At 63.5% G+C, this 20,389-nt stretch carries 22 protein-coding genes and 1 pseudogene; 11 read left to right on the forward strand and 12 right to left on the reverse strand.

Going from position 1 to position 20,389, the window contains the following annotated elements; translation table 11 throughout:
- Nucleotides 1-121 precede the first annotated feature (121 nt).
- The 3 genes and pseudogenes from FJ954_RS03480 (at nt 122) to FJ954_RS03490 (ending at nt 1,861) form a co-directional block, all read left to right on the forward strand.
- Nucleotides 122-852, forward strand: a pseudogene (locus FJ954_RS03480) (DUF805 domain-containing protein).
- A gap of 138 nt (nt 853-990) precedes the next feature.
- Complete coding sequence (locus FJ954_RS03485; protein ID WP_015314969.1) at nt 991-1,419, forward strand: polyketide cyclase; 429 nt, start codon at nt 991-993, stop codon at nt 1,417-1,419.
- Complete coding sequence (locus tag FJ954_RS03490) at nt 1,412-1,861, forward strand: MarR family winged helix-turn-helix transcriptional regulator (RefSeq protein WP_140660420.1); 450 nt, start codon at nt 1,412-1,414, stop codon at nt 1,859-1,861. Before FJ954_RS03485 ends, FJ954_RS03490 begins: the two co-directional genes overlap by 8 nt.
- Here the strand turns inward: FJ954_RS03490 and leuB are convergent, their stop codons facing one another.
- From leuB to FJ954_RS03505, 3 genes are all read right to left on the reverse strand, one after another.
- Nucleotides 1,862-2,965 carry a 3-isopropylmalate dehydrogenase gene (gene leuB, locus FJ954_RS03495; protein WP_140660421.1) on the reverse strand — a complete coding sequence of 368 codons (1,104 nt, stop codon included), beginning with the start codon at nt 2,963-2,965 and terminating at the stop codon, nt 1,862-1,864.
- 184 nt (nt 2,966-3,149) lie between these two features.
- Nucleotides 3,150-3,500 (reverse strand): VOC family protein, encoded by a 351-nt coding sequence (locus FJ954_RS03500; RefSeq protein ID WP_015314972.1) that lies wholly within the window; start codon nt 3,498-3,500, stop codon nt 3,150-3,152.
- A gap of 13 nt (nt 3,501-3,513) precedes the next feature.
- Nucleotides 3,514-3,897, reverse strand: a complete 384-nt coding sequence (locus tag FJ954_RS03505; RefSeq protein ID WP_140660422.1) for a RidA family protein — start codon at nt 3,895-3,897, stop codon at nt 3,514-3,516.
- Nucleotides 3,898-4,138: 241 nt separating this feature from the next.
- Here FJ954_RS03505 and FJ954_RS03510 point away from each other — a divergent pair, with 241 nt between their 5' ends.
- Complete coding sequence (locus FJ954_RS03510) at nt 4,139-7,507, forward strand: tetratricopeptide repeat protein (protein WP_246681009.1); 3,369 nt, start codon at nt 4,139-4,141, stop codon at nt 7,505-7,507.
- Nucleotides 7,508-8,122: 615 nt separating this feature from the next.
- On the opposite strand, the gene FJ954_RS03520 is transcribed toward FJ954_RS03510, so the two are convergent.
- Together FJ954_RS03520 and leuD are read right to left on the reverse strand one after the other, a co-directional pair.
- A complete protein-coding gene (locus tag FJ954_RS03520) occupies nt 8,123-9,058 on the reverse strand; it encodes a hypothetical protein (RefSeq protein WP_140660423.1) in 936 nt (311 codons plus the stop codon).
- 51 nt (nt 9,059-9,109) lie between these two features.
- Nucleotides 9,110-9,715: a 3-isopropylmalate dehydratase small subunit gene (gene leuD / locus FJ954_RS03525; RefSeq protein WP_140660424.1), complete on the reverse strand. Its 606-nt coding sequence runs from the start codon at nt 9,713-9,715 to the stop codon at nt 9,110-9,112.
- A gap of 154 nt (nt 9,716-9,869) precedes the next feature.
- On the opposite strand from leuD, the gene FJ954_RS03530 reads away from it, so the two are divergent.
- The 5 genes from FJ954_RS03530 (at nt 9,870) to FJ954_RS03550 (ending at nt 12,533) form a co-directional block, all read left to right on the forward strand.
- Entirely contained in the window at nt 9,870-10,355 is a 486-nt protein-coding gene (locus FJ954_RS03530) for a GNAT family N-acetyltransferase (protein WP_140660425.1), read from the forward strand.
- Between the two features lie 82 nt (nt 10,356-10,437).
- Nucleotides 10,438-10,755, forward strand: a complete 318-nt coding sequence (locus tag FJ954_RS03535; protein ID WP_140660426.1) for a helix-turn-helix domain-containing protein — start codon at nt 10,438-10,440, stop codon at nt 10,753-10,755.
- Nucleotides 10,755-11,201 (forward strand): SRPBCC family protein, encoded by a 447-nt coding sequence (locus FJ954_RS03540; RefSeq protein WP_140660427.1) that lies wholly within the window; start codon nt 10,755-10,757, stop codon nt 11,199-11,201. Before FJ954_RS03535 ends, FJ954_RS03540 begins: the two co-directional genes overlap by 1 nt.
- A gap of 41 nt (nt 11,202-11,242) precedes the next feature.
- Entirely contained in the window at nt 11,243-11,734 is a 492-nt protein-coding gene (locus FJ954_RS03545) for an SRPBCC domain-containing protein (RefSeq protein WP_140660428.1), read from the forward strand.
- A 67-nt stretch (nt 11,735-11,801) separates the two neighbouring features.
- Nucleotides 11,802-12,533 carry a DUF72 domain-containing protein gene (locus tag FJ954_RS03550; RefSeq protein WP_140660429.1) on the forward strand — a complete coding sequence of 244 codons (732 nt, stop codon included), beginning with the start codon at nt 11,802-11,804 and terminating at the stop codon, nt 12,531-12,533.
- A gap of 39 nt (nt 12,534-12,572) precedes the next feature.
- On the opposite strand, the gene FJ954_RS03555 is transcribed toward FJ954_RS03550, so the two are convergent.
- From FJ954_RS03555 to FJ954_RS03570, 4 genes are read right to left on the reverse strand one after another with little or no spacing between them, the layout of a single operon-like run.
- A complete protein-coding gene (locus FJ954_RS03555) occupies nt 12,573-13,739 on the reverse strand; it encodes an FAD-binding oxidoreductase (protein WP_015314982.1) in 1,167 nt (388 codons plus the stop codon).
- Nucleotides 13,740-13,766: 27 nt separating this feature from the next.
- Nucleotides 13,767-15,383 (reverse strand): ATP-binding protein, encoded by a 1,617-nt coding sequence (locus FJ954_RS03560; protein ID WP_140660430.1) that lies wholly within the window; start codon nt 15,381-15,383, stop codon nt 13,767-13,769.
- Nucleotides 15,374-16,066: a response regulator transcription factor gene (locus tag FJ954_RS03565; RefSeq protein ID WP_140660431.1), complete on the reverse strand. Its 693-nt coding sequence runs from the start codon at nt 16,064-16,066 to the stop codon at nt 15,374-15,376. Before FJ954_RS03565 ends, FJ954_RS03560 begins: the two co-directional genes overlap by 10 nt.
- Nucleotides 16,067-16,069: 3 nt before the next feature.
- On the reverse strand, nt 16,070-17,605 hold the full coding sequence (locus FJ954_RS03570; RefSeq protein WP_140660432.1) for a DUF4173 domain-containing protein: 1,536 nt from the start codon (nt 17,603-17,605) through the stop codon (nt 16,070-16,072).
- A 285-nt stretch (nt 17,606-17,890) separates the two neighbouring features.
- Here FJ954_RS03570 and FJ954_RS03575 point away from each other — a divergent pair, with 285 nt between their 5' ends.
- Together FJ954_RS03575 and FJ954_RS03580 are read left to right on the forward strand one after the other, a co-directional pair.
- Nucleotides 17,891-18,778: a CoA ester lyase gene (locus tag FJ954_RS03575; RefSeq protein ID WP_140660433.1), complete on the forward strand. Its 888-nt coding sequence runs from the start codon at nt 17,891-17,893 to the stop codon at nt 18,776-18,778.
- Between the two features lie 36 nt (nt 18,779-18,814).
- Complete coding sequence (locus FJ954_RS03580; protein ID WP_015314987.1) at nt 18,815-19,021, forward strand: DUF1737 domain-containing protein; 207 nt, start codon at nt 18,815-18,817, stop codon at nt 19,019-19,021.
- Nucleotides 19,022-19,039: 18 nt separating this feature from the next.
- Here FJ954_RS03580 and FJ954_RS03585 read toward each other — a convergent pair whose 3' ends face one another.
- The 3 genes from FJ954_RS03585 to FJ954_RS03595 form a co-directional block, all read right to left on the reverse strand.
- On the reverse strand, nt 19,040-19,321 hold the full coding sequence (locus FJ954_RS03585) for an XRE family transcriptional regulator (protein ID WP_015314988.1): 282 nt from the start codon (nt 19,319-19,321) through the stop codon (nt 19,040-19,042).
- Nucleotides 19,322-19,335: 14 nt separating this feature from the next.
- Entirely contained in the window at nt 19,336-19,656 is a 321-nt protein-coding gene (locus tag FJ954_RS03590) for a type II toxin-antitoxin system RelE/ParE family toxin (protein ID WP_140660510.1), read from the reverse strand.
- A 203-nt stretch (nt 19,657-19,859) separates the two neighbouring features.
- Nucleotides 19,860-20,282 (reverse strand): metallopeptidase family protein, encoded by a 423-nt coding sequence (locus FJ954_RS03595; protein ID WP_140618287.1) that lies wholly within the window; start codon nt 20,280-20,282, stop codon nt 19,860-19,862.
- Nucleotides 20,283-20,389: the final 107 nt, after the last annotated feature.

Raw genomic sequence — 20,389 nt, forward strand, 5'->3', positions numbered from 1 at the left:
GCCCGGCCAGGGACGCGCGGCAGGCATCGGAACGCTTGGCTGTCATAGCTATGGGCGGCTTGCCCATGGGCTTGGGCCTGTGCCACATCTTGGCAGGGAACGGGCTACAAGGGGCGGGCGGATGCGCGGTGAAGTGCTTCACTATGACGAGGACCAGGGCTTCGGCTTCATCACCGGAGCCGACGGCAGCAGCTACACTTTCACCCGCGAGAACCTGCGCCGGCAAACCGCCATGCCCAACGGGACGGCGGTCGAGTTCCAGCCGGGCGGCGGCCAGGCGCGCGACGTCTTTTCGATCGCTGGCCAAACCACCGCAGGCCCGGCCGTGAACTCGACGGTTGGCGCAGGCATAGATGCGGCACCGGCCCAAGCCGGCACCGCATCCACAGCCCGCGCACCGCAGGCGCAGCATTTCGGCCGATCCAGCGAGAGCGCAACCGCCGAACCCAGTGATCTCTGGGGCTATTTCTGGCGTGGACTGACGCAGAACTACTTCAACTTCGCCGGCCGCGCCCGCCGCAAGGAATATTGGGGCTATTGCCTGTTTTGGGTGGTCTGCCTGCTGATCGTCGGCGGCATCGGCATCTTCACCGATATCGAAATGGGCAATTTCGACACAGATGTCTCGGCGGCGGTGACGGTCGGCCTCTGCGGCACCTTCCTCTGGCGACGCTCCTGCCCGGCCTCGGCATGACCGTGCGCCGGCTGCACGATATCGGCCTGTCGGGCTGGCTCTATCTGGTGATCCTGATCCCCAGCATCGGCAGCCTGATCATCCTGGTCTTCGCGCTGATCCCGACCCAGGCGCGTGAAAACCAGTGGGGACCGATACCGGCGGGAGTCAGGGTTTAGGAGCCAGATCCCTCGAAAAGTCACTCCAAAAAACGACGGTTCAGCCGATCGTCGTATCACAGACGAAGATTCCGCTTGCAATTTAATCCGCGCACAGATAATCTGTGTGCAGATTAAATAGGTGAATGGAGCAAGACGATGTGGACCAATGAATACACCGCGACTTCCCCCCTTCCTGCGCAAGCCATCTGGAACGCGCTCAAGGCCTTGCATGAAGGCCGCCTGACTTATGAAGGCTCCGATACCTTCGTGCTGCATGGGCCATTCGCCAAGGGCACCCGCGTCTCGGTGACGCCGGTCGGTCAGGACACGTTCGAATCGACCATCGTCGATCTCGTCGAAAACGTGACCTATGCCGATGAAACTTCGTTCGGCGACACCAAGCTGCTGTTCCGGCACACTCTGGTGCCTGTCGAAGGCGGCACGCAGGTGACGCACCGGCTCGATATCTCAGGTCCTTCGGCCGCCGAGGTCGGCCCGGAACTCGGGCCCCAGATCAGTGGCGATTTCGACGTGTCGATGGCCAAGTTGTTCGAGCAGGCGGAGGCGTTGGCGAACCATGGCTGAACTCGACACGCGCTTCAAGGGCGGGCCATCGGAGAGCCCCGGCTTGCTGCTCTGGCGAACCACCATGCGCTGGCAGCGCCTCATGACGGCGGCGCTGGCGCCGCTCGACCTGACGCATGTCCAGTTCGTGCTGCTCGCCTCGGCGATGTGGCTTGGCCGCAATGGCGAACCGCCCAACCAGGTGCAGCTCGCCGCCCAGGCCGGCACGGAGGTGAAGATGACCTCTGACGTCGTCGCCCGGCTGGAGGCCAAGGGTTTGATCGCACGCGAAGCCGATTCCCGGGACTCCCGGGCCAAGGTGATCCGCGTCACCGCCGCCGGGGCGGCGGCCGCCCAGCAAGCGATCGTCGCCGTCGAGGCCGCCGACTCAGCGTTTTTCGAGCCGGTGGACGAGGCGCGGCTCGTCGGTCTGCTGCGGCAGCTTGCCGGCGAGATCCGCTGATTATCCCAGGAACTTGGCGATGATCGCGTCGCCCATTTCGACCGTGCCGACCTCGGTCATGCCGGGTGAGAAAATATCCTTGGTGCGCAGGCCCTGGTCGAGCACGGCGGCGATAGCGCCTTCAAGCTTGTCGGCTTCGTCGACCATGCCGAAGGAATAGCGCAGGCACATGGCGAAGGAGGCGATCATGGCGATCGGGTTGGCGATGCCCTTGCCGGCAATGTCGGGTGCCGAACCGTGCACCGGCTCGTACAGCGCCTTGCGCTTCTTGGTCTTGGCGTCAGGCGCGCCGAGCGAGGCCGACGGCAGCATGCCGATCGAGCCGGTCAGCATGGCGGCGATGTCGGACAGCATGTCGCCGAACAGATTGTCGGTGACGATGACGTCGAACTGCTTTGGCCAGCGCACCAGCTGCATGCCGCCGGCATCGGCCAGCATGTGGTCGAGCTTGACGTCGGAATAGCGTGCCTTGTGGGTCTGGGTGACGACCTCGTTCCACAGCACGCCCGACTTCATGACGTTGCGCTTTTCCATCGAGGTGACATGGTTCTTGCGGGTCCGCGCGAGCTCGAAAGCGACGCCCGAAATGCGCTCGATCTCGAACGTGTCGTAGACCTGCGTGTCGATGCCGCGCTTCTGGCCGTTGCCGAGATCGATGATCTGCTTGGGCTCGCCGAAATAGACGCCGCCGGTCAGCTCACGCACGATGAGGATGTCGAGGCCTTCGACGACTTCCTGCTTCAGCGAGGACGACGCGGCCAGCGCTGGATAGCAGATGGCGGGCCTGAGATTGGCGAACAGCTCCATGTCCTTGCGCAGGCGCAGCAGGCCGGCTTCGGGGCGCACCTCGTAAGGCACGGCATCCCATTTCGGGCCGCCGACGGCGCCGAACAGCACCGCGTCCGCAGCCATCGCCTTTTCCATGTCGGCGTCGGAGATCGCCGCGCCGTGCGCATCGTGAGCGCAGCCGCCGACCAGGCCCTCGTCGGTGACGAAGCCACTGCCGAGCTTTGCGTTCATGGCCGAGATCAGCTTCTTGACCTCGGCCATCGCCTCGGGGCCGATGCCGTCGCCGGGGAGCAGGAAAAGATGCTTCGTTGCCATGGTGAGCCGTCCTAGAAAGAATGCGTTTCGGTTTGCACGGCGTCCTTCGCGCGCCAAAGAGGCGCGCGGCGCTGTGCGACGCGGCCTTGCTAAACGCCAAGCGGTTGCAGCGCAAGGGGAGGACGACGAACCTGTCGCCGCTGTCCCGCCGGCATGCCCAAGTTAGTGGCCACGGAAGATGCGCTCACCGGTGCGAGAGAATGTTGACCAGCCGGCCCAGCGGATCGCGCACATAGAAGCGCCGCACGCCCCAGGGTTCATCGGCGGGTCCGTATTCGACGGCGAAGCCGGCGCCCTTCATGGCTTCGAATGCCGCATCGACATCGTCCACCTCGATCGACAGATCCGGCACCGGCGTACCGGACCCGCCTTGCGTCATGAAGCTGACCTGCAGCTCCATCATGTCCTCGGAACCGTAGGTTACGATCCAGCCCTGATCCATCAGGATGTCGAGGCCAAGCACGTCATGGTAGAAACGGTTCGCCGCGGCCACGTCCGGCGTTTCGATATTGGCCACGATACGCCGGACCTTCATGGCGGAAGTCTCCTCACACGGTACGCCGCAGCGCCGTCACCTCGATCTCGATCTTCATTTCCGGCTTGTTGAGCTGGCAGACGATCATCGTCGCCGCCGGCCTGATGTCGCCGAATGTCTCGCCAAGGATCGGGAAGACGACATCCACGAAGGCCTGGTCGGTGATGTAGTAGTGCGCGCGCACCACGTCGGATATCTCGAAGCCGCCGTCCTGCAACGCCTTGCCGATCGTCGCCAGGCAATTGCGCGTCTGCGCCTCGACACTGTCCGGCATCGTCATGGTGGCGTAATCGTAGCCGGTCGTCCCGGACACGAAGCACCAGTCGCCCTGCACCACGGCGCGTGAATAGCCGGCGGTCTTTTCGAACGGCGAGCCGGTTGAGATGAGCCTGCGCATGGGGGAGCCTCGCATTGTTGCAGCTAGTCTGCGGGGAAAAACCGATCCTGCCATGGGCCAATGCGGATGGATCGGCGGTGCAGAAACTGTGGCCTCGACGGCCAGCTTGTGCCCGGACGCCACAAAGGGAAATCGGCAAAGTCAACCGCCGCCACAATTTCTGCTTGCATTCAGGAACAAAAAGAGAACTATATATGTATCCGCGAGAGCAGATGCGGTCACTCCGGGGGGAGGAATCATTATGTCAAGCCGCACCGTCGCGCTCGCTCGCGCCTTCGTGGTACGGTTTTCGCGCGTGCCGGTGGTAGTCTTGACAGCGATGGCGGCCCAGGCCGGGCTTGGCTCTACGGCGCTTGGCGCGGGCATGGATTACGCCACCTGTTTCAGCGACGGCAAGGTTGGCGCCGACCAGCAGATCGCCGCCTGCACGCCCATCGCCGAGGACAGCAGCGAGATACCCGATCTGCGCGTGAATGCCTATTTCTGGCGTGGCCTTGCCTATACGCAAAAGAATGATATCGACCATGTCATCGCTGACATGAATGAGGTGATAGCGCTCGATCCGACTTACGTGCGCGCTTTTACCAACCGCGCCATTGCCTGGGAGAGCAAGGGGGACTTCGACCGAGCCGTGGCGGACTATACGGGCGCGATCGCGCTCACGCCGAACGACGCCAACCTCTACGCCTATCGCGCCAGGGCACTCGGCAAAGGAGGCGAGCATGATCGCGCTATTGCCGAGTGCGACAAGGCGATCGACATCGACCCCGCCAACGAGATCGCCTATGGCGTGCGCGGTGTCCAATGGGAAGACAAGGGCGACGCGGCGCGGTCCCAAGCCGACTATGACAAAGCGGAGAGCGTCCGTACCGACCCGGTCGCGCCTTATCAAGACCGCGTCCGCTCGTGGATCGCGAAGGGCGAGCGCAAGCGCGCTGAAGCCGACTGCAAGTACATAGCTGGCGTCGACGTGAGCAAAGGACGCGCTTGCAGCCACCTGATCGTGAAAGCTCTCGGCGACCCGCGCGACGGCGGCCCCGGCTCAAACCCCGCTTCTGCTCAAAATGCGATTGGAGTGGGGTGGCAGGAAAAGGGCGACCATACCCGCGCCATCGCTGCATTCGACGAGGCTATCCGGCTCAATCCAACAAGTTCCGCTTTCTACTTCAATCGCGCCAAGAGCTGGGGCTTAAAGAAGAATTATACCCGCGCGCTCACCGATCTGAATGAAGCCGTCCGCCGCAACCCGGCCAACGCCGAGGCTTATCGCGTGCGCGGGATGACTATGGCTCGAATCGGCAATTCAAAGGAGGCTTTTGCCGACCTCGACAAAGCGATTTCCATCAGTGCCGACGATCCAAAACCGTATTTTGAGAGGGCGCTTGTCTGGGAGACGAGCGATCCCAACAAGGCACTCGCCGATCTGGATAAGGCAATCGCGCTCGATCCGGCCAACGTGGGCTACCGCAACGAAAGGCTTCGCGTCCAGCTCGACAAGCGCAGGGCGAAGGGGCAACCCGGGCAACCCGTACTGCAGGCACCAGACACGGAGGACAATCAGGGTCCCGAGACCGCCGACACCTCCAACCCAGCCGCGATGCAAGCGGCGAAGCCTGCCGAGCCTCCAACGTATGAGCCGTTTCAGCCATACCCCAAGAAGGTGGATCATTCCGAGATCGTGGCCTCGACGCTCAAGCGGGGCCTGGAGCAACAGGCGCGTGGAAATCTCAATGACGCGATAGACTCGTTCAACTTTGCAATCGAACGCGACCCCTACAATGCCGACGCCTTCTACAACCGCTCGATCGCCGAGGCATCGCGAGGGAACGACGCCGTCGCCGCCAAGGACTGCCGGCGCGCCGTTGATCTCGACCCCAGGCGAACGGGTTCCTGCAACGACCATGCGTCGGCCGAACCAGCCGAGTCGGCTGCGGGAGGGACCAGGAACCCGGCAGCTGCGAAAGTCCTGATCGAGCGCGCCAAGGCGCGTCTCGCGGAATATAGCGCCGACAGCGCGCTCATCGATCTTGCCACTGCGATCCGCCTCGATCCCGACAATGCTGAAGCCTATCTGGCGCGAGGGCGAGCGAGGGCGACGAACGGGGACAAGGCCGGAGCATCGGCGGATTGCCGTCACGCGGTCGAACTCGATCCGAAATGGGCAGGAGCTTGCGACGAGCAGGTTGCAAGCGTCGAAAGCATGCAGTTGACTCCACCGAGGGTGGAACAGCCGAAACCCTCCGTCGCGGCCGGGGTTGAAATCCTGGCCCGGCAACTCAGCCAGGGTAAAGCAAAGCCAACCGAAAAGCTGCCCGCGTCAAAGATAACGGAGCTGGCTCAGGCGGCTCGCCCGGGCGTCCTGAGCGCAGTGCAGAACGGCGACACTTTCTCGGGTGCCGGAAAATACGAGCAAGCCATCGGGCAATATGAGAAGGCGATCGCCCTCGACCCCAATAGCCCGTTCGCCTATTTCGGTCGCGGCAAGGCCTGGGCCGCAAAACGCAACTACAGTCGAGCGATCGCCGACTATGATCGGGTGATCGATCTCCTCCCAAACTTAGAGTCGGCGTGGATTTTCCGGGGCATCGCCAAGACCATGTCGGGCGATGTCGACGGAGCCTTGGCGGATTGTAGCCAGGCCGCCAAGATTGACCCGGAAGCGAGCGACGCATTTGTCTGTTCCGCGTCGGCTTGGAGCGCCAGGGGCGACGCCGAGCGGGCGATCGCGGCCTACTCAGTGGCGATTAAGATCGACCCGAAAAATGCAGCCAGTTACTTCGGGCGCGGCATGGCACGAGTCGACATGAATGACTATGAGGGCGCCATTGCCGATTTCGATCAGGCGATAAAATTCGATCCTTACAATGTCAGCTATGTGACCGAGCGCATTACGGCTCTGGCCGCGAAGGCAAAAGACGCTGCTGCATCGGGTGCCGTTGGGCCTGAGCCGAAGAATCTAAAGGCTTTGACCGATCGTGGCTACACTATTCCACCTGCAGCCAGAGTGGCTTTCGAGCAGGGAGGGGTGCTGGATAACGAAAATGACTATGACGGCGCCATCGCGCAGTATGGCAAGGCAATCCTCCTGTTCCCTGCATTCCGGGACGCATATGTGGCCCGCGCCTTCCTTTGGGAGATAAAGGGCGATTATGCTCAGGCCATTGCCGATTTCAGCCTTGCGATCGCGATCAACCCCGACATTGGCGAGACCTATGGCGATCGCGGCCGCAACCTCAAATATCAAGGGGATTATGACGGAGCGGTGGCGGATTACGACAAAGCCGTCCGTCTTGATCCAACGAACGCCAGGAGCTATGCCGGTCGAGGCATGTTCCGAATGGCCCGGCGAGAAGACGCAGCAGCACTTGCCGATTTCGAGACTGTGCTCAGCCTCGATCGCAATAACGTTTTCGGTTACTTCGGCCGAGGAGCGATCGGCGTTCGCCAATCGAACTATGATGGCGCCATTGCCGATCTGAACCAAGCAATAAGGATGAAGCCGAATTTCGCTGCCGCTTATCAAGCGCGAAGCCAAGCATGGGAAGCCAAGGGAAACCACAAACGCGCCGAGGCCGACCGCAAGAAAGCGCTCAGCCTCGAAGCGAAATAAGCTTGTCCGTCGGAGTTGCATGGAGGTCGTCCGACTGGTCCGATGGCGGGCTCACAACGGTGAGCCGGTGATGAATCAGGCTCGCAGTTGCGCCAGGACGCCTGCGATATCACCCATGCCCAATGCCGATGATGCGACCGTCTTCCACCCGAAAAAATGTCGCAGGAGGTGAAGTGCAGCGTCCGGCCGGTCGGTGCGACACCGAAATAGACACCTTGTGTGCCGCTGTAGACGAAGCTCGCGGCCACATGGTCCTTGTCGGCGACCACGACTTCCGTGACGACTTTGAGATCCGGCATTGCCGTCAGCCGCGCCTTGAAGAAAGCGACCGTCGCCTGTTTCGGACTGACATTGGCCGGCGGCGGTGCCGCGGCGCTCTGTTGATGATTCACATAGGTGTCGGCGAACAGTTCGGAGAAGGCGTCGATATCGCCCGCGCTCAATGTCGCCGCGAACCGTCCCGCCAGTGGTTGAGCCGAGCAGCCGCCCGGGCGAGGGTCGGTGTCAGCAAGCCGCCACCGAGAAGCAGCCCGGCTGCTGTCACTTGTCGCTGATTCTGCATCGTAGCCTCCGTCGGGAAATGGCGACGGAAGACCGTCGCGCTTGGCGACAGCGCTAGTTCGCCGACCCCAGCGCCTTGTCCAGCGCTTCCTTCACATCGGCCGGCCATGTCGCCAGCGCCGGCCAGGCGTTCGGTTGGCCATTGTCGCCGCGGCGGGCGAAATAGAGCTGGTGCTTGGCCGGGTCGACGGCCATGAAGCCGTCATTGCCGCCGCAATCATGCGGCACGCAGCCGCTGGCGAAGAAGGCGCCGGACGCGGTCTTTTCCGTGCCGCCGCCGACCAGCAGGCTGGTCGCCATATCGGGCATGTCCTTGCCGAGCAGCTTTTCGGCTTCCTTGTAGACAGCCTCATTGTGGAAGGCGTCGATGATGTTCTGGTACTTTTCCGGATCGATGTCTTTCCAGTCGGTGCCGGGTTCGGGCATGTAGGTGAGATTGCCCGAAATCGTCAGCCCATCCGTCGGCGACCACTGCAGGGCCGGCTTCTGGTCCCCCGGCAGGAGATAGGGCACGAAATAGATGGCGTTGTCGGACACTCCGGCGGGCGGCGCGCCGCACTCGTCCTGCTCGACCTTGGTGCTCTGGATGGCGCCGCCTTCCGGCTTCCAGACGATCACCGTCGCCGGGCCGCATTGATTGCCGCCATCGCCAACATCGAACAAGGCCACCTTGATGCCGCCAACCTCCACAATCTTGTCGAAGAAGAGATCATAATTGCTGGCCAGCTGCTTACCGTCATAAGCAAGCACCTTCTCGCCGTCCTGCTCCGGCTGCGTGATGGTGAGGTGGCCGCCTTCGAACGGCACCGGCGCCTGTTTGTCGTCGTCGGCGGCGTCGGCGGCGTTGGCTCCCGCATCCTGATCGGGGGCCGGCTTTTCCACCGCCGGCGCCCTCTGCGCGGCGGGCATCTGGGTCTGCGCGAGCCCGCTCGCGGCGGGCGCCAGCAACAAGGCCAGCCCGCAAACGCCGGCAAGAAGCTGATGTCTCACGACTGTCCCTCCCTCGACCCGGCCCGGAAAGGGCCCGGTCCTGGCGGCCGCTCAGGCCCAGGGGCGCAGTTCGGCGTTCTTCTTCTCGAACGAGGCGATGGCGCCTGCCTTTTCCATGGTCAGGCCGATATCGTCGAGCCCATTGAGCAGGCAGTGCCGCTTGAAGTCGTCGAGGTCGAAGGTGACCACGCCGCCGTCCGGACCACGGATTTCCTTGGCTTCGAGATCGATCGACAGGGTGGCGTTGGAGCCGCGCGATGCGTCGTCCATCAGCTTCTCCAGGTCCTCGGGGCTGACGGTGATCGGCAGCACGCCGTTCTTGAAGCAGTTGTTGTAGAAGATGTCGGCGAACGAGGTCGAGATGACGCAGCGTATGCCGAAATCGAGCAGCGCCCATGGCGCGTGTTCCCTGCTTGAGCCGCAGCCGAAATTGTCGCCGGCAACCAGGATCTGCGCCTTGCGGTAAGCGGGCTTGTTGAGCACGAAATCCGGATTTTCCGAACCGTCGTCCTTGTAGCGCATCTCGGCGAAGAGGCCGGTGCCAAGCCCGGTGCGCTTGATCGTCTTGAGATAATCCTTCGGGATGATCATGTCGGTGTCGACATTGACGATCGGCATGGGAGCGGCGACGCCGGTGAGCTTGGTGAATTTTTCCATGGCTTTGGCCCGTGTTTTCGTTGCGGGGGGATTTGCTGAGGCTCGGTTTACACAAAGCCGCGGGCAAATAAAAGGCAACTGTTCGTGCGCGCCGGCACAAGGGCGCTGTGCAAAACAGCTTCGAATTCACCGCCCGATGGTGCAGTCTGGTCCAATGGTGGAAAACTCCCACGTTCTCTATGCGCGCGAACTGGCGCTCGGCATTCCCGAATTCCGCCGCGTGCTGGTGGAATCCGGTCTCGGCGAAGTCCGGCCCGTCGATGACGAGGCAAGGCTGAAGGCGATGCTGGAGGGCGCCAGCCTGATCGTGACCGCCCGTCTCGACATGGCCCGTCTCGACAGGGCCGGTCTCGACAGGGCCGGTCTCGACATGGCCGGTCTCGACATGGGAGGCAGGCCGCTGATTGGCGTTGCCCGCTGCCTGACCGACTTTTCCTGGGTCTGCTACATCAGCGATCTTGCCGTCTCGGCCAAGGCGCAAGGCCTGGGCATCGGCAAGGGACTGATGGACGAGGTGGCCCGGCAGCTCGGACCGTCGGTCGCCATCAGCCTGATTTCCATGCCCGACGCTGTCGGATTCTATGAACGCATCGGCATGAAGCGCATGCCCGACGCCTTCTGGATCTCCCGCCAGCGCTGACTTTTCCTCTGTGATCCATCCATCGTCAACGGTGAGCGACCTTGTCGCTTGACATGCAACCAAATGGTTGCATATTAAAGCCATGAGCATGGATGCCGTCTTTCGCGCCCTGGCCGACCCGACACGCCGGCAATTGCTGGACAGCCTGCATGCCAGGAACGGACAGACGCTCAATGCGCTGTGCGCGGAGATGGCCATGACCCGCCAGGCGGTGACCAAGCACCTGGCGATCCTGGAAGAGGCGAACCTCGTCACCACCATCCGCCGGGGCCGAGGGAAGGAGCACTACCTCAACCCGGTTCCGATCAATGAGATCGCCGAACGCTGGATCGGCAAATTCGAGCGCCACCGGCTTGATGCATTGAGTGATCTGAAGAAACGCCTCGAAAGGGAAGACTGATGAGCAACAGCTTCGTTTACGTGACCTATATCCGCACCACGCCGGAGAAACTCTGGGAGGCGTTGACCGACCCGGAGTTCAACCGGCAGTTTTTCCTCTGCTCCTATCAGGAGAGCGATTGGAAAGTGGGCTCCAGCTGGAAGCTGATCTTCCCGGACGGCCGTGTCGCCGACAGTGGCGAGATTCTCGAGATCGACCCGCCACGACGCCTGGTCATCAAATGGCGCAATGAATGGATGCCCGAGATCAGGCAAGACGGCTACACGCGCTGCACCTTCACCATCGAGCCCGACGGCGAGCTGATGAAACTTGCCGTCACCCATGAGGCGGACGGCCCGCACAGGCTGATCGGCAATGTCGCCAAGGGCTGGCCGCTGGTGCTGGCCAGCCTGAAGAGCCTGCTCGAGACCGGCAAGGGATTCGAGCGTCCGCCATCGAAAGCTTGAACTCGTTTCGCTAGCGGAACAAATTTCACGTGGAGGCATCGATGATGCGCGCTCTCAGGGTGCGGAGAATGACCAATGGCGAGACGATCATGGCATCGGCCGAGATCGGCGCGCCTCCCGAACGCGTCTTCGGGGCGCTGGTCGGCAAGGAAGCCGAGCAATGGTGGGGGTCGGCCGATACCTACCGGATGGTCGACTGGTCGGCCGACCTTCGCGTCGGCGGCCGCTGGACCGTTGTCGTGCGCACGGCCGGCGGTAGGGACCTGCCGGCCGGCGGCGAATTCCTCGAAATCGAAACACCGCGCCGGATCGTGCAGACGTGGGCCCATGGCTGGGATCATCCCACGCTTGGCCGGCGGCAAACCAAGGTCGCTTGGCTGCTGGAGCCTATCGCCGACGGCACGCGCGTCACCATCTGCCATGGCGGCTTTGGCGGGCGGCAAGAGGCGGCGGCCGAACATGCCGAGGGCTGGGCACGGGTGCTGGCCTGGCTGCAGGCGCATGTCGAGGCTGGTAGGCTGGCCGCGGCTTGATCGGCGAGCGTCGTCACGCGCCCTCCGCACGCCTTGACCCACGCCTCTTCTGGCCCACATCCCGTGCATGGGAAAACAGGCATGTTTCATAGGCACGGCTGGCTGGGGCATTCCGACACGATACAAGAATAATTTCCCGCAACCCGGATCGCATCTCGAACGCTACGCCCGGCACTTTCCGGTCGTCGAGATCGACACGTCCTTCTACAAGCCGCACCGTCGCGAGACCTACGAACGCTGGGCACACGCCGTGCCGCAGCACTTCCGCTTCGCCGTCAAGATGCCGAAGGCGATCACCCATGAGCGCCGTCTCGTGGACTGCAACGAAATTTTGCAAAGCTTTCTCCAGGAGGTCGAAGGTCTCGGTGGAAAGCTGAGCGTGCTTCTGGTGCAGCTGCCGCCGAGCCTGCCCTTCGCGCCGGATGTCGCGAGCGATTTCTTCGACATGGTGGGCACCCGAACCGAAACTAGGCTGGTCTGCGAGCCGCGCCATCCCAGCTGGTTCGAAGCAGAGGCTGAAGCGCTTCTGGCCGATCGCCGGATCGCGCGCGTTGCCGCAGATCCCGCTCCGGTGCCACCTGCGGCGATGCCGGGCGGCTGGCCCGGCATCGCCTATTTCCGCTGGCACGGCGCGCCGCGCGTCTACTACTCCGACTACGATGCCGAAAGCCTCGACCGATTCAGCCGGCAAGTCGAGGCGGCGGCCGCTTCGGGTGCCGAGGTCTGGGGAATCTTCGACAATACGGCCGGAGGCAATGCGCTGGGCAACGCGCTCAAGGTTGACGTGATGATGGCATAGACGCTGGAGGGGCAGCTGACGTCAATCGTTCTTGTCGCCTCAAATCACATTCAATTCCCGGAAGGCCCGCCCTTCGGCGACACGCGCGTAGCCAAATGCCGAGCAGTCGATCGTCCGGTAGCCGCCATGCACGATCAGTTCGGCCAGCGCCTTGCCGACCGCCGGCGCCTGTTGCAGGCCATGGCCGGAGAAACCGTTGGCGAACAGGAAATTCGTCACTTGCGGGTGCGGGCCGATCACGGCGTTCTGGTCCAGCGTGTTGTAATCGTAGTGCCCGGCCCAGGCGCGCGTCGCCTTGATCGCCTCGAAGGCCGGGATGCGGGTTGCCAGCACCGGCCAGATCACCTCTTCAAACAGCGGCCAGTCGACGTCGAAGTCCCCGGGGTCGGCCGGGCCGTCGCCCTCTTCCGGCTCGGCGCCGCCGGTGAGGTAGACCGAGCCTTCCGGCCTGACATAGATGCCGGAGGGATCGACCAATAATGGCATGTCAGTGAATTTGTCCCGCGCGTCGAACACGAAGACGTTGCGCTTGCGTGGCTCGACCGGCAGCGAAAGCTGGGCAAGGGCGGCGACCTTGCCAGCATTCGGCCCGGCGGCATTGATGACGGTGCCGGCCTCGAGCCGATCGCCATTGTCGAGGCTGACGCCGGTGACGCGGTCACCCTGCCGCTCGACGCCGGTGACCGACGCGCTGATGAAGTCGATCTTCTTCTGCCGCAGCGCCTTGCGAAACAGCATCAGCATCGCATGCGCGTCGAACCAGCCCTCGCCGGTCCGGCCATAGGCGCCGGCGGTGATGCCTTCGGCCGACAGCCAGGGGAAGCGGCGCGTCAGCTGGTCGGCGTCCTCGAGCAGGATGTCGGCTCCCTCGGCGACCTGCGCTTCGTGGTTGGCTTTCAGGATCGGCAGCCCGGCCTCGCCAGCAAGGATGAGATAGCCGCCCTCGCGAAAACCGATATCGGCGTCGGTGCCGAATTCTTCCTTCAGCCGCCGGAACAGTTTTAGCGTGAACTGCGACAGGCGGATGTTTTGCGGAATGGAGAATTGCTGGCGGATCGAGGCCATGGACAGCGTCGTCGCCGCATGGGCGAATTGCGGGTCGCGCTCGATCAGCGCGATCGAGCCGGAAAACCCTTCCTCGCGCAGATAGTAGGCGATCGAGGACCCGACGATGGCCCCGCCGATGATGACGATGTCGTAGCGCACTTTTTTCTCCGATCCGCCGTCCGCAATCTACGCGACCGGCAAAGTGATCTCGAAGCGCGTGCCGCGCTCGGAGTCAACCAGCCGGATCGTACCATCATGCGCTTTCAGGAGGGCCAGCACGATGCCAAGCCCCATGCCGGTGCCGCCCGTATCGCGTCGCGTGGTGAAGAACGGCTCGAAGATGCGCGCTTGGTTGCTTGGCGAGATGCCGGCGCCGTCGTCGCTGACCAGCACGGTCGCCTTGCCGCCGGCGCTTGCGGCGGTGATCGAAACCAGCGTCGCGCCGTGCCTGGCGGAATTGTCGATGAGATTGGCAAGCACGATCGCCGCGTTCTCGGCCGAGATGCGCAAGGCCAGGTCGCCACCGGCCTTGACTTCAACCGCCAGCCTGGTGTCGACGGGAAGCAGGGCCAGCGCCGCGCCGACCGAGGTGCTCTCGCCGCTGGGTGCGAGGTTTTCGGCCCGCGCCAGGTCGAGCAGCCGCCGGACCAAAAGGTTGAGCCGCCATGCATCGGTGACGATATTGTCGGAGAAGCGCCGCCGCTCGTCATCGCCCATCGCGCTGCCTGAATCGCGCAGCAGTTCGGCCGCGCCCTGGATCGCCGTCAGCGGCGATTTGAGTTCATGCGAGACATGGGTGGCGAAGGTCTGGATGGCGTCCGAGCGCGCCTGCAGTTTTTCGGCCATGTCGAGAAAGGCGGCGGAAAGCTCCGCCATTTCTCGCGTGCCATGGTGGTCGAGAGGCCGGATCGCGTCGCGCTCGCCGGCGGCGATGCGCTGGGTGCGGTCGATAAGCGCGTAGATCGGCCGGCTGACGGTGCGCAGGAAGACGAGGCCGATGAGCAGCGTGCCGCCGAGAATGGCGATCGCCGCCGCCGTCACCTTGCCGCGTTCGCCATAGAGATGTTTTATGATGTTGTTGGGCGTCCGCGACACATAGACCACGCCGGCGACCTTGCCGTCGACGGCCACCGGCAAAGCGACGAAGACGCGCACTTTGGTGCCGCGGCTGACCGAATAGAGCGGCGGCGCCGGCTGGTTGGGGATGCGCAGCCGGAGCGCGCTGGCATAGCGCCCGGCAAGTGCTGCGCGCACCTCCTCGACCCCGGCAAGCGACTGCCCGATCTCGTCGCGCCCGGCAATCACCACACCCCGGGGATCGAGCAGCCGGAAGCCGGCCAGCGTGGTCTTCTGCGTCGCGTCGAGAATGCCCGCCAGCCGCGCGCCGATCGTGGCGAAAGCGGGATCGACCGTGGCGGGGATCCCCGCCGGCCGGGTCGCAAGCACGTAGTCCGAGGCGAGATCGAGCCGCGGCTCGATCGGCCGATAGGGCGAATCGAGATTGGCGCCTCGGCTCGCATAGCCATTGGCCGGCGGCATCGCCACGCCAAGCTTTTCCGGTGAAATGCCCGCGTCGCGGACCTCCTGCGCATAGATGGCGGCGATGGCCGCGCCCTGTGCGATCAGTTCTGCCTCGGTCTGGCGGATCAGCTGGTTCTCGTAGAGGCGGAAGAAGAACAGGCCGACCAGCGGCAGGGACATCACCAGGATCAGGATGGCGACGACGACCGTGGCGAGGCGCGGCCGCCATTTGCGGCCGATCCACTTGCTGCCAATCGACTTGCTTGATGTCGTCAGCCGCATCGGCCGAGCCGGAAGCCGACGCCGTGCACGGTCTCGATGACCTCCGGGCACCCCACGGCCGCCAGCTTGGCCCGGATATTGCGGATATGGCTGTCGACGGTGCGGTCGGCGACATGGATCTTGCCGGCATAGGCATTGGCCATCACCGCGTCGCGGTCGAGCACATGGGTGGGCCGCGCCAGAAACCCTTTCAGGATCGAGAACTCGATCGCCGTCAGGGCGAGCGGCTTGCCGTCGAAGGCGGCCGCGTGGCTGGCCGGCGCCAGGGTGAGCTTTCCCTGCGCGAACTGCCTGTCGTCGGCCGGTTCCGGCGCCGCCGGACGGGCGCGGCGCAGGATGACGTTGACACGGGCGACGAGTTCGCGCGGGCTGAACGGTTTGGTGACATAGTCGTCGCCACCCATTTCCAGCCCGAGGATGCGGTCGATCTCCTCGTCGCGCGCGGACAGGAACAACACCGGCACGTCTGATGTGTGACGCAGCCGCCGGCAGACCTCCAGCCCGTCCATCTCCGGCATGCCGATGTCGAGCACGACAAGGTCGGGCGTGCTTCGTTCGATTGCCTGCAGGGCGGCGGCGCCATCGGAGACGGCAGCCGTTTTCATGCCGGCCTTTTCCAGCGCGAAGCAGATCACTTCGCGGATATGCGGGTCGTCGTCGGCGACGAGGATGTGATGCGGCATGGATTAGCGATCCGGCACGGGTTCTGCGACGCTGGGAACAATAGGCCGCCTGTTGTCGAGATAGCGAAGCAGGCGCCAGTCGCGGAAGCTCCAGCTTCGCCAGTTTTCCTGCAGGCTGCGATACCAGCCTTCATCGACACCGCGCAACCTTGCCAGTTCGCCGACGGCACCGGCATTGGCCGTCCCGCGCTGACGATCGAAGATGCGATCGAGCGCTGGAAACGCGTCCGGCCCGAGCGAGCGGAGATACCAGGCGTCGAGCGGGATGCCTTGGCCGCTCATTTCGAGGGAATTGTCGACATTGTAGGTGGCGATCATGGCTGCGAAGTTGATGAAACAGCAGGCATAAAGCGTTAGGGATAACGTCAGAAGATTGGCGGAGAGCAGCCATTCACTGGATTTTCCGAGCGCGATACGGGCGACGATCAGCGCAAGGCCGGCGGCCACCAGTCCCATCCAGACGAAAGCGGCGACGCGCCAGTAAGTCAGCGCATAGATGCCGACATAGAGGTCGAGCCGCAGGATCGACGAGACGACCAGCATGATGTTCTGTGCCACCCAGGCATAGACCAGCCGGCGGATGAGCGGGTCGGCCGATGTTTCACTGCCGGGCCTCAGCGCCGCAAGGACAAAGCCGGCGGCCAGCAGCGCGGTGACGATCAAGGGATAGGCGCCGCGATGCGCGTAGGCGGCGTAGCTCAAACCATCGGGCAGCGCGACCCTGCCCCACAGATAGGTGGCGTCGAGCCCGCTCTGCAGCGCAAACAGAATGTTGAAGACGATCAACGCCCGCAGGATGGCGGCCTTGCCGAAGACGATGTCCTCGACGGCGTGCCTGTCGGCCACTGGCTGGGCATCGGCAGGAGGGTGATTTGGTCTGGCGATCCGGCGCTGAAAGCGCGGCAGGCGCGGCCGGAGAAAGGCCCAGACGCCGGCAAGCACGAATAGCCAGAAGGCAATCCGCGTCAGCTGGATCAGGTCGAGCAGCTTGAAGACGTCGATCAACGACAGCCAGTCTTCGATGACCGGATTGGCAGTGCCGAACAAAGCGACGAAGACCGCGCCCAGCGTCAGCGGCATTACCCAGACCGCGATTGCCGCCAGCCTTATGCGATGTCCGCCGAACCGCCGCGCCGCTCTTCGCCATTGGAGAAAATCGCCGAGGAACCGGACCGGTGCCGCCAGTCCGAACAGCACGATCTGGCCGGCAATGCGCGGCGTGCGGTGTCGCAGCCGGCCGCTCAGCGAAAGCGCGAACGCCACCAGCGCGGCAAGAGCGATCCAGACGGACAAGGGACTGACAGTCTCGGCGAGCGGCAACAGCGCGACAAGCAAGGCGGCCGACTTGAGCCACATCTTGCCGTCGCTGAAGGCGGCGGGATGCACGGCAACCATCGCGGCGGCAATCAGGATGGCGAACAGCGGAACCGTGATCCCGGCGGGCTGGCCGTAGAACAGGAAATCGGCGAGCGCGACCAGCAGCACGGCGACGCCGAAGCGGCTGCAATAGCTTGGCGCGGCGCGGAAGAAAGAGGTCATGGCCTGATCTTCCTGATGGCGTCCCATCGCCATGGCGGCGGACTCTTGCGGACAAATGGGATGGGAGTTGCAGCGGGGTTGGCGCGTTGCGGGTCGACCAGCCACCAGCCTTCGCTGCGCAGCCGGTAAGGCAGACGGGGTTTTGCTCGCTTGTGCATGCCGCCTGTGTCGCAGGCCTGCAGGAAAGCGATGCGGCGGATCGGAGGAGGTTTTCGGCAGGCGCGTGCAGTTTTCGTGCAGGGCTGGCGGCTTGCCTCGACCAATCACACACGGCATAGATCTGGCATGACCGAAATCTACCGCCCGCGCCGCTCCGTGCTCTATGTCCCGGCCTCCAACGACAAGGCGCTGGCCAAGATCGCGCAGCTTGCCTGCGACGCCGTCATCATCGACCTCGAGGACGCCGTCGCCCCCGCCGACAAGATCGCCGCGCGCGAAAAACTGGCCGGCATTTTCGCCAACCGCCCTGATGCCAATGGCCGGCGCCGCGAGATGGTGGTACGCGTCAATGCGCTGTCCAGCGAATGGGGCACTGACGATCTTGCGGCCGTGGCCAAGGCGGAGCCGGACGGCATCCTGCTGCCGAAGGTCGACACGCCGCGTGACGTGCTCGAAGCCGGCGATGTGCTGGACGATAATTTTGCCCCGGACAGCGTGAAACTATGGGCGATGATCGAGACGCCCAAGGCCATGCTCAACATCGGCGCCATCGCCGAACTCGGCCGCGACCCCGCCTCCCGCCTGGATTGTTTCATCGCCGGAACGAATGACCTGATCAAGGATACCGGCGTGCTGGCGACACCGGATCGCGCCTATCTGCTGCCATGGCTGATGCAGATGCTGCTGGCGGCACGCGCCGGCGGGATCGACATGCTCGATGGGGTGTTCAACGATTTCCGCGACCCGGACGCGTTCGCGCGTGAGTGCACGCAGGCCGCCGCCATGGGCTTCGACGGCAAGACGCTGATCCATCCATCGCAGGTCGAGGCGGCCAACCGTGCCTTCGCCCCGTCGGCGCAGGCGCTGGCCGAGGCGCGCGCGGTGAAGGATGCCTTCGCGCTTGCGCAAAACAGTGGCAAGGGGGTCATCGCACTGAATGGCAGGATGGTCGAGCGGTTGCACTTGGCGCAGGCCGAAAAACTTCTGGCGAAAGCGGCCGCCATCGGCGCATGATATTCGCCGATTGGGATACACGACAGGAATTGGACGATGAAACTCTACCGCTTTCTCACCGCCCCGGACGACGCCAGCTTCTGCCATAAGGTGACGGCGGCGCTGAACAAGGGCTGGCACCTGTTCGGCTCGCCGACCTACGCCTACGACAAGAAGACCAAGACCATGCGCTGCGGCCAGGCCGTGGTGAAGGATGTCGATGGCCAGGAATACGGGCCGGATACGAAGCTCAGCGACTGGTAGCCGCTGGCAAGGAGAGCATCAGGCGGCCTCGACAATATCAAGACGCACGGTAAGTCCGGCCAGCGCGGCAAGATTGATCAACGTGTCCAGACTGAAATTCGTGATCCTGCCCCGCAGGAGGTCGCTAAGGCGTGGCTGGGTAATCCCGAGCCGGTTGGCTGCTTCGGCCTGGGTAACGTCCCAACTCCGCACCCGCTGTTCGATAGCGATCAGCAAGTTGGAGCGCATGGTCATGTTGGCGGACTCGGCCGGAGTCTCCTCCAGCGCATCCCACACGTTTTCAAAACTCTGACGGTCCATCGTTCTTACCTCCACTAGATTTGTCTGAACCGGGATGCGGCAAGATCCAAGTTTCGTTTCACTGTCTGTTGCGTCTTCTTCTGGAAGGCGTGCAGCACATAGACAGCGTCGCCTATGCTCGCGACGTAAAGCACCCGGAACGCGCCGGTTGCGTCGCGGACGCGGATTTCCCGCACACCTGGGCCGACCGTCGTCATCGGCTTCCAGTCGCTTGGCTCCAGTCCGAGCTGCACCTTATGCAGCTGAACGCCCGTTTCCTTGCGTGCCGCCTCTGGAAAATCCCGGAGCTGGGCAAGAGAATCTCCGAGAAACTCTAAGCGCTTTGTTACTGGCATTGGTGGATTTATATCAAAACTTGTATAATTGCGCAAGGCGGTGATCCGGCCAATCGATGACCATAGCGGCGGCTCACCGACCATGCTGAGACCAACATGGTTAGGGATATCGACTGAGAAGGGAAGCGCGGTAACCTCTCTCTTCGTCACCTAGGGCGAAGCAAGAAGCGAAGCGGCATAGAGCAGGAAGACGAAGGTACGGGCTATTCAGCCGCCTCTTCGATCTTCTCCATATCATCGTCCGACAGGCCGAAATGGTGGCCGATCTCGTGGACCAGTACGTGGGTGACGATGTCGCCCAGCGTTTCCTCGTTTTCGGCCCAGTAGTCGAGCATGGCGCGGCGGTAGAGCGTGATGCGGTTCGGGCCTTCGCCTGTCTGCGGGTTCCAGCGTTCGGCGATGCCGCGCCCCTCGAACAGGCCGAGCAGGTCGAACGGCGTTTCCAGCGACAGGTCGTCCATGATCTCGTCGGTCGGGAATTCGGCGATCTGGATGACGATCTCGCCGGTCAGCTTGCGAAAATCCTCCGGCAGGTGGGCGTAGGCCTCCAGGGCCAGGAACTCCAATTCCTCCATCGAGGGCGCAAGTTCACCATGCCAGGTGCGGGTCTTGTAGATGCGGGCCATGCTTTGTCCTTTGATCCCGGCATATAGGCGTTCGCGCTGGTCGAGGCAAATGACGCCTGTACGCCGGTGTCGCGCAAGAAGAGGAATAAATTCCTTGATGACTCTGC

Source organism: Mesorhizobium sp. B2-3-15 (genome assembly GCF_006442875.1).
GTDB lineage: Bacteria > Pseudomonadota > Alphaproteobacteria > Rhizobiales > Rhizobiaceae > Mesorhizobium > Mesorhizobium australicum.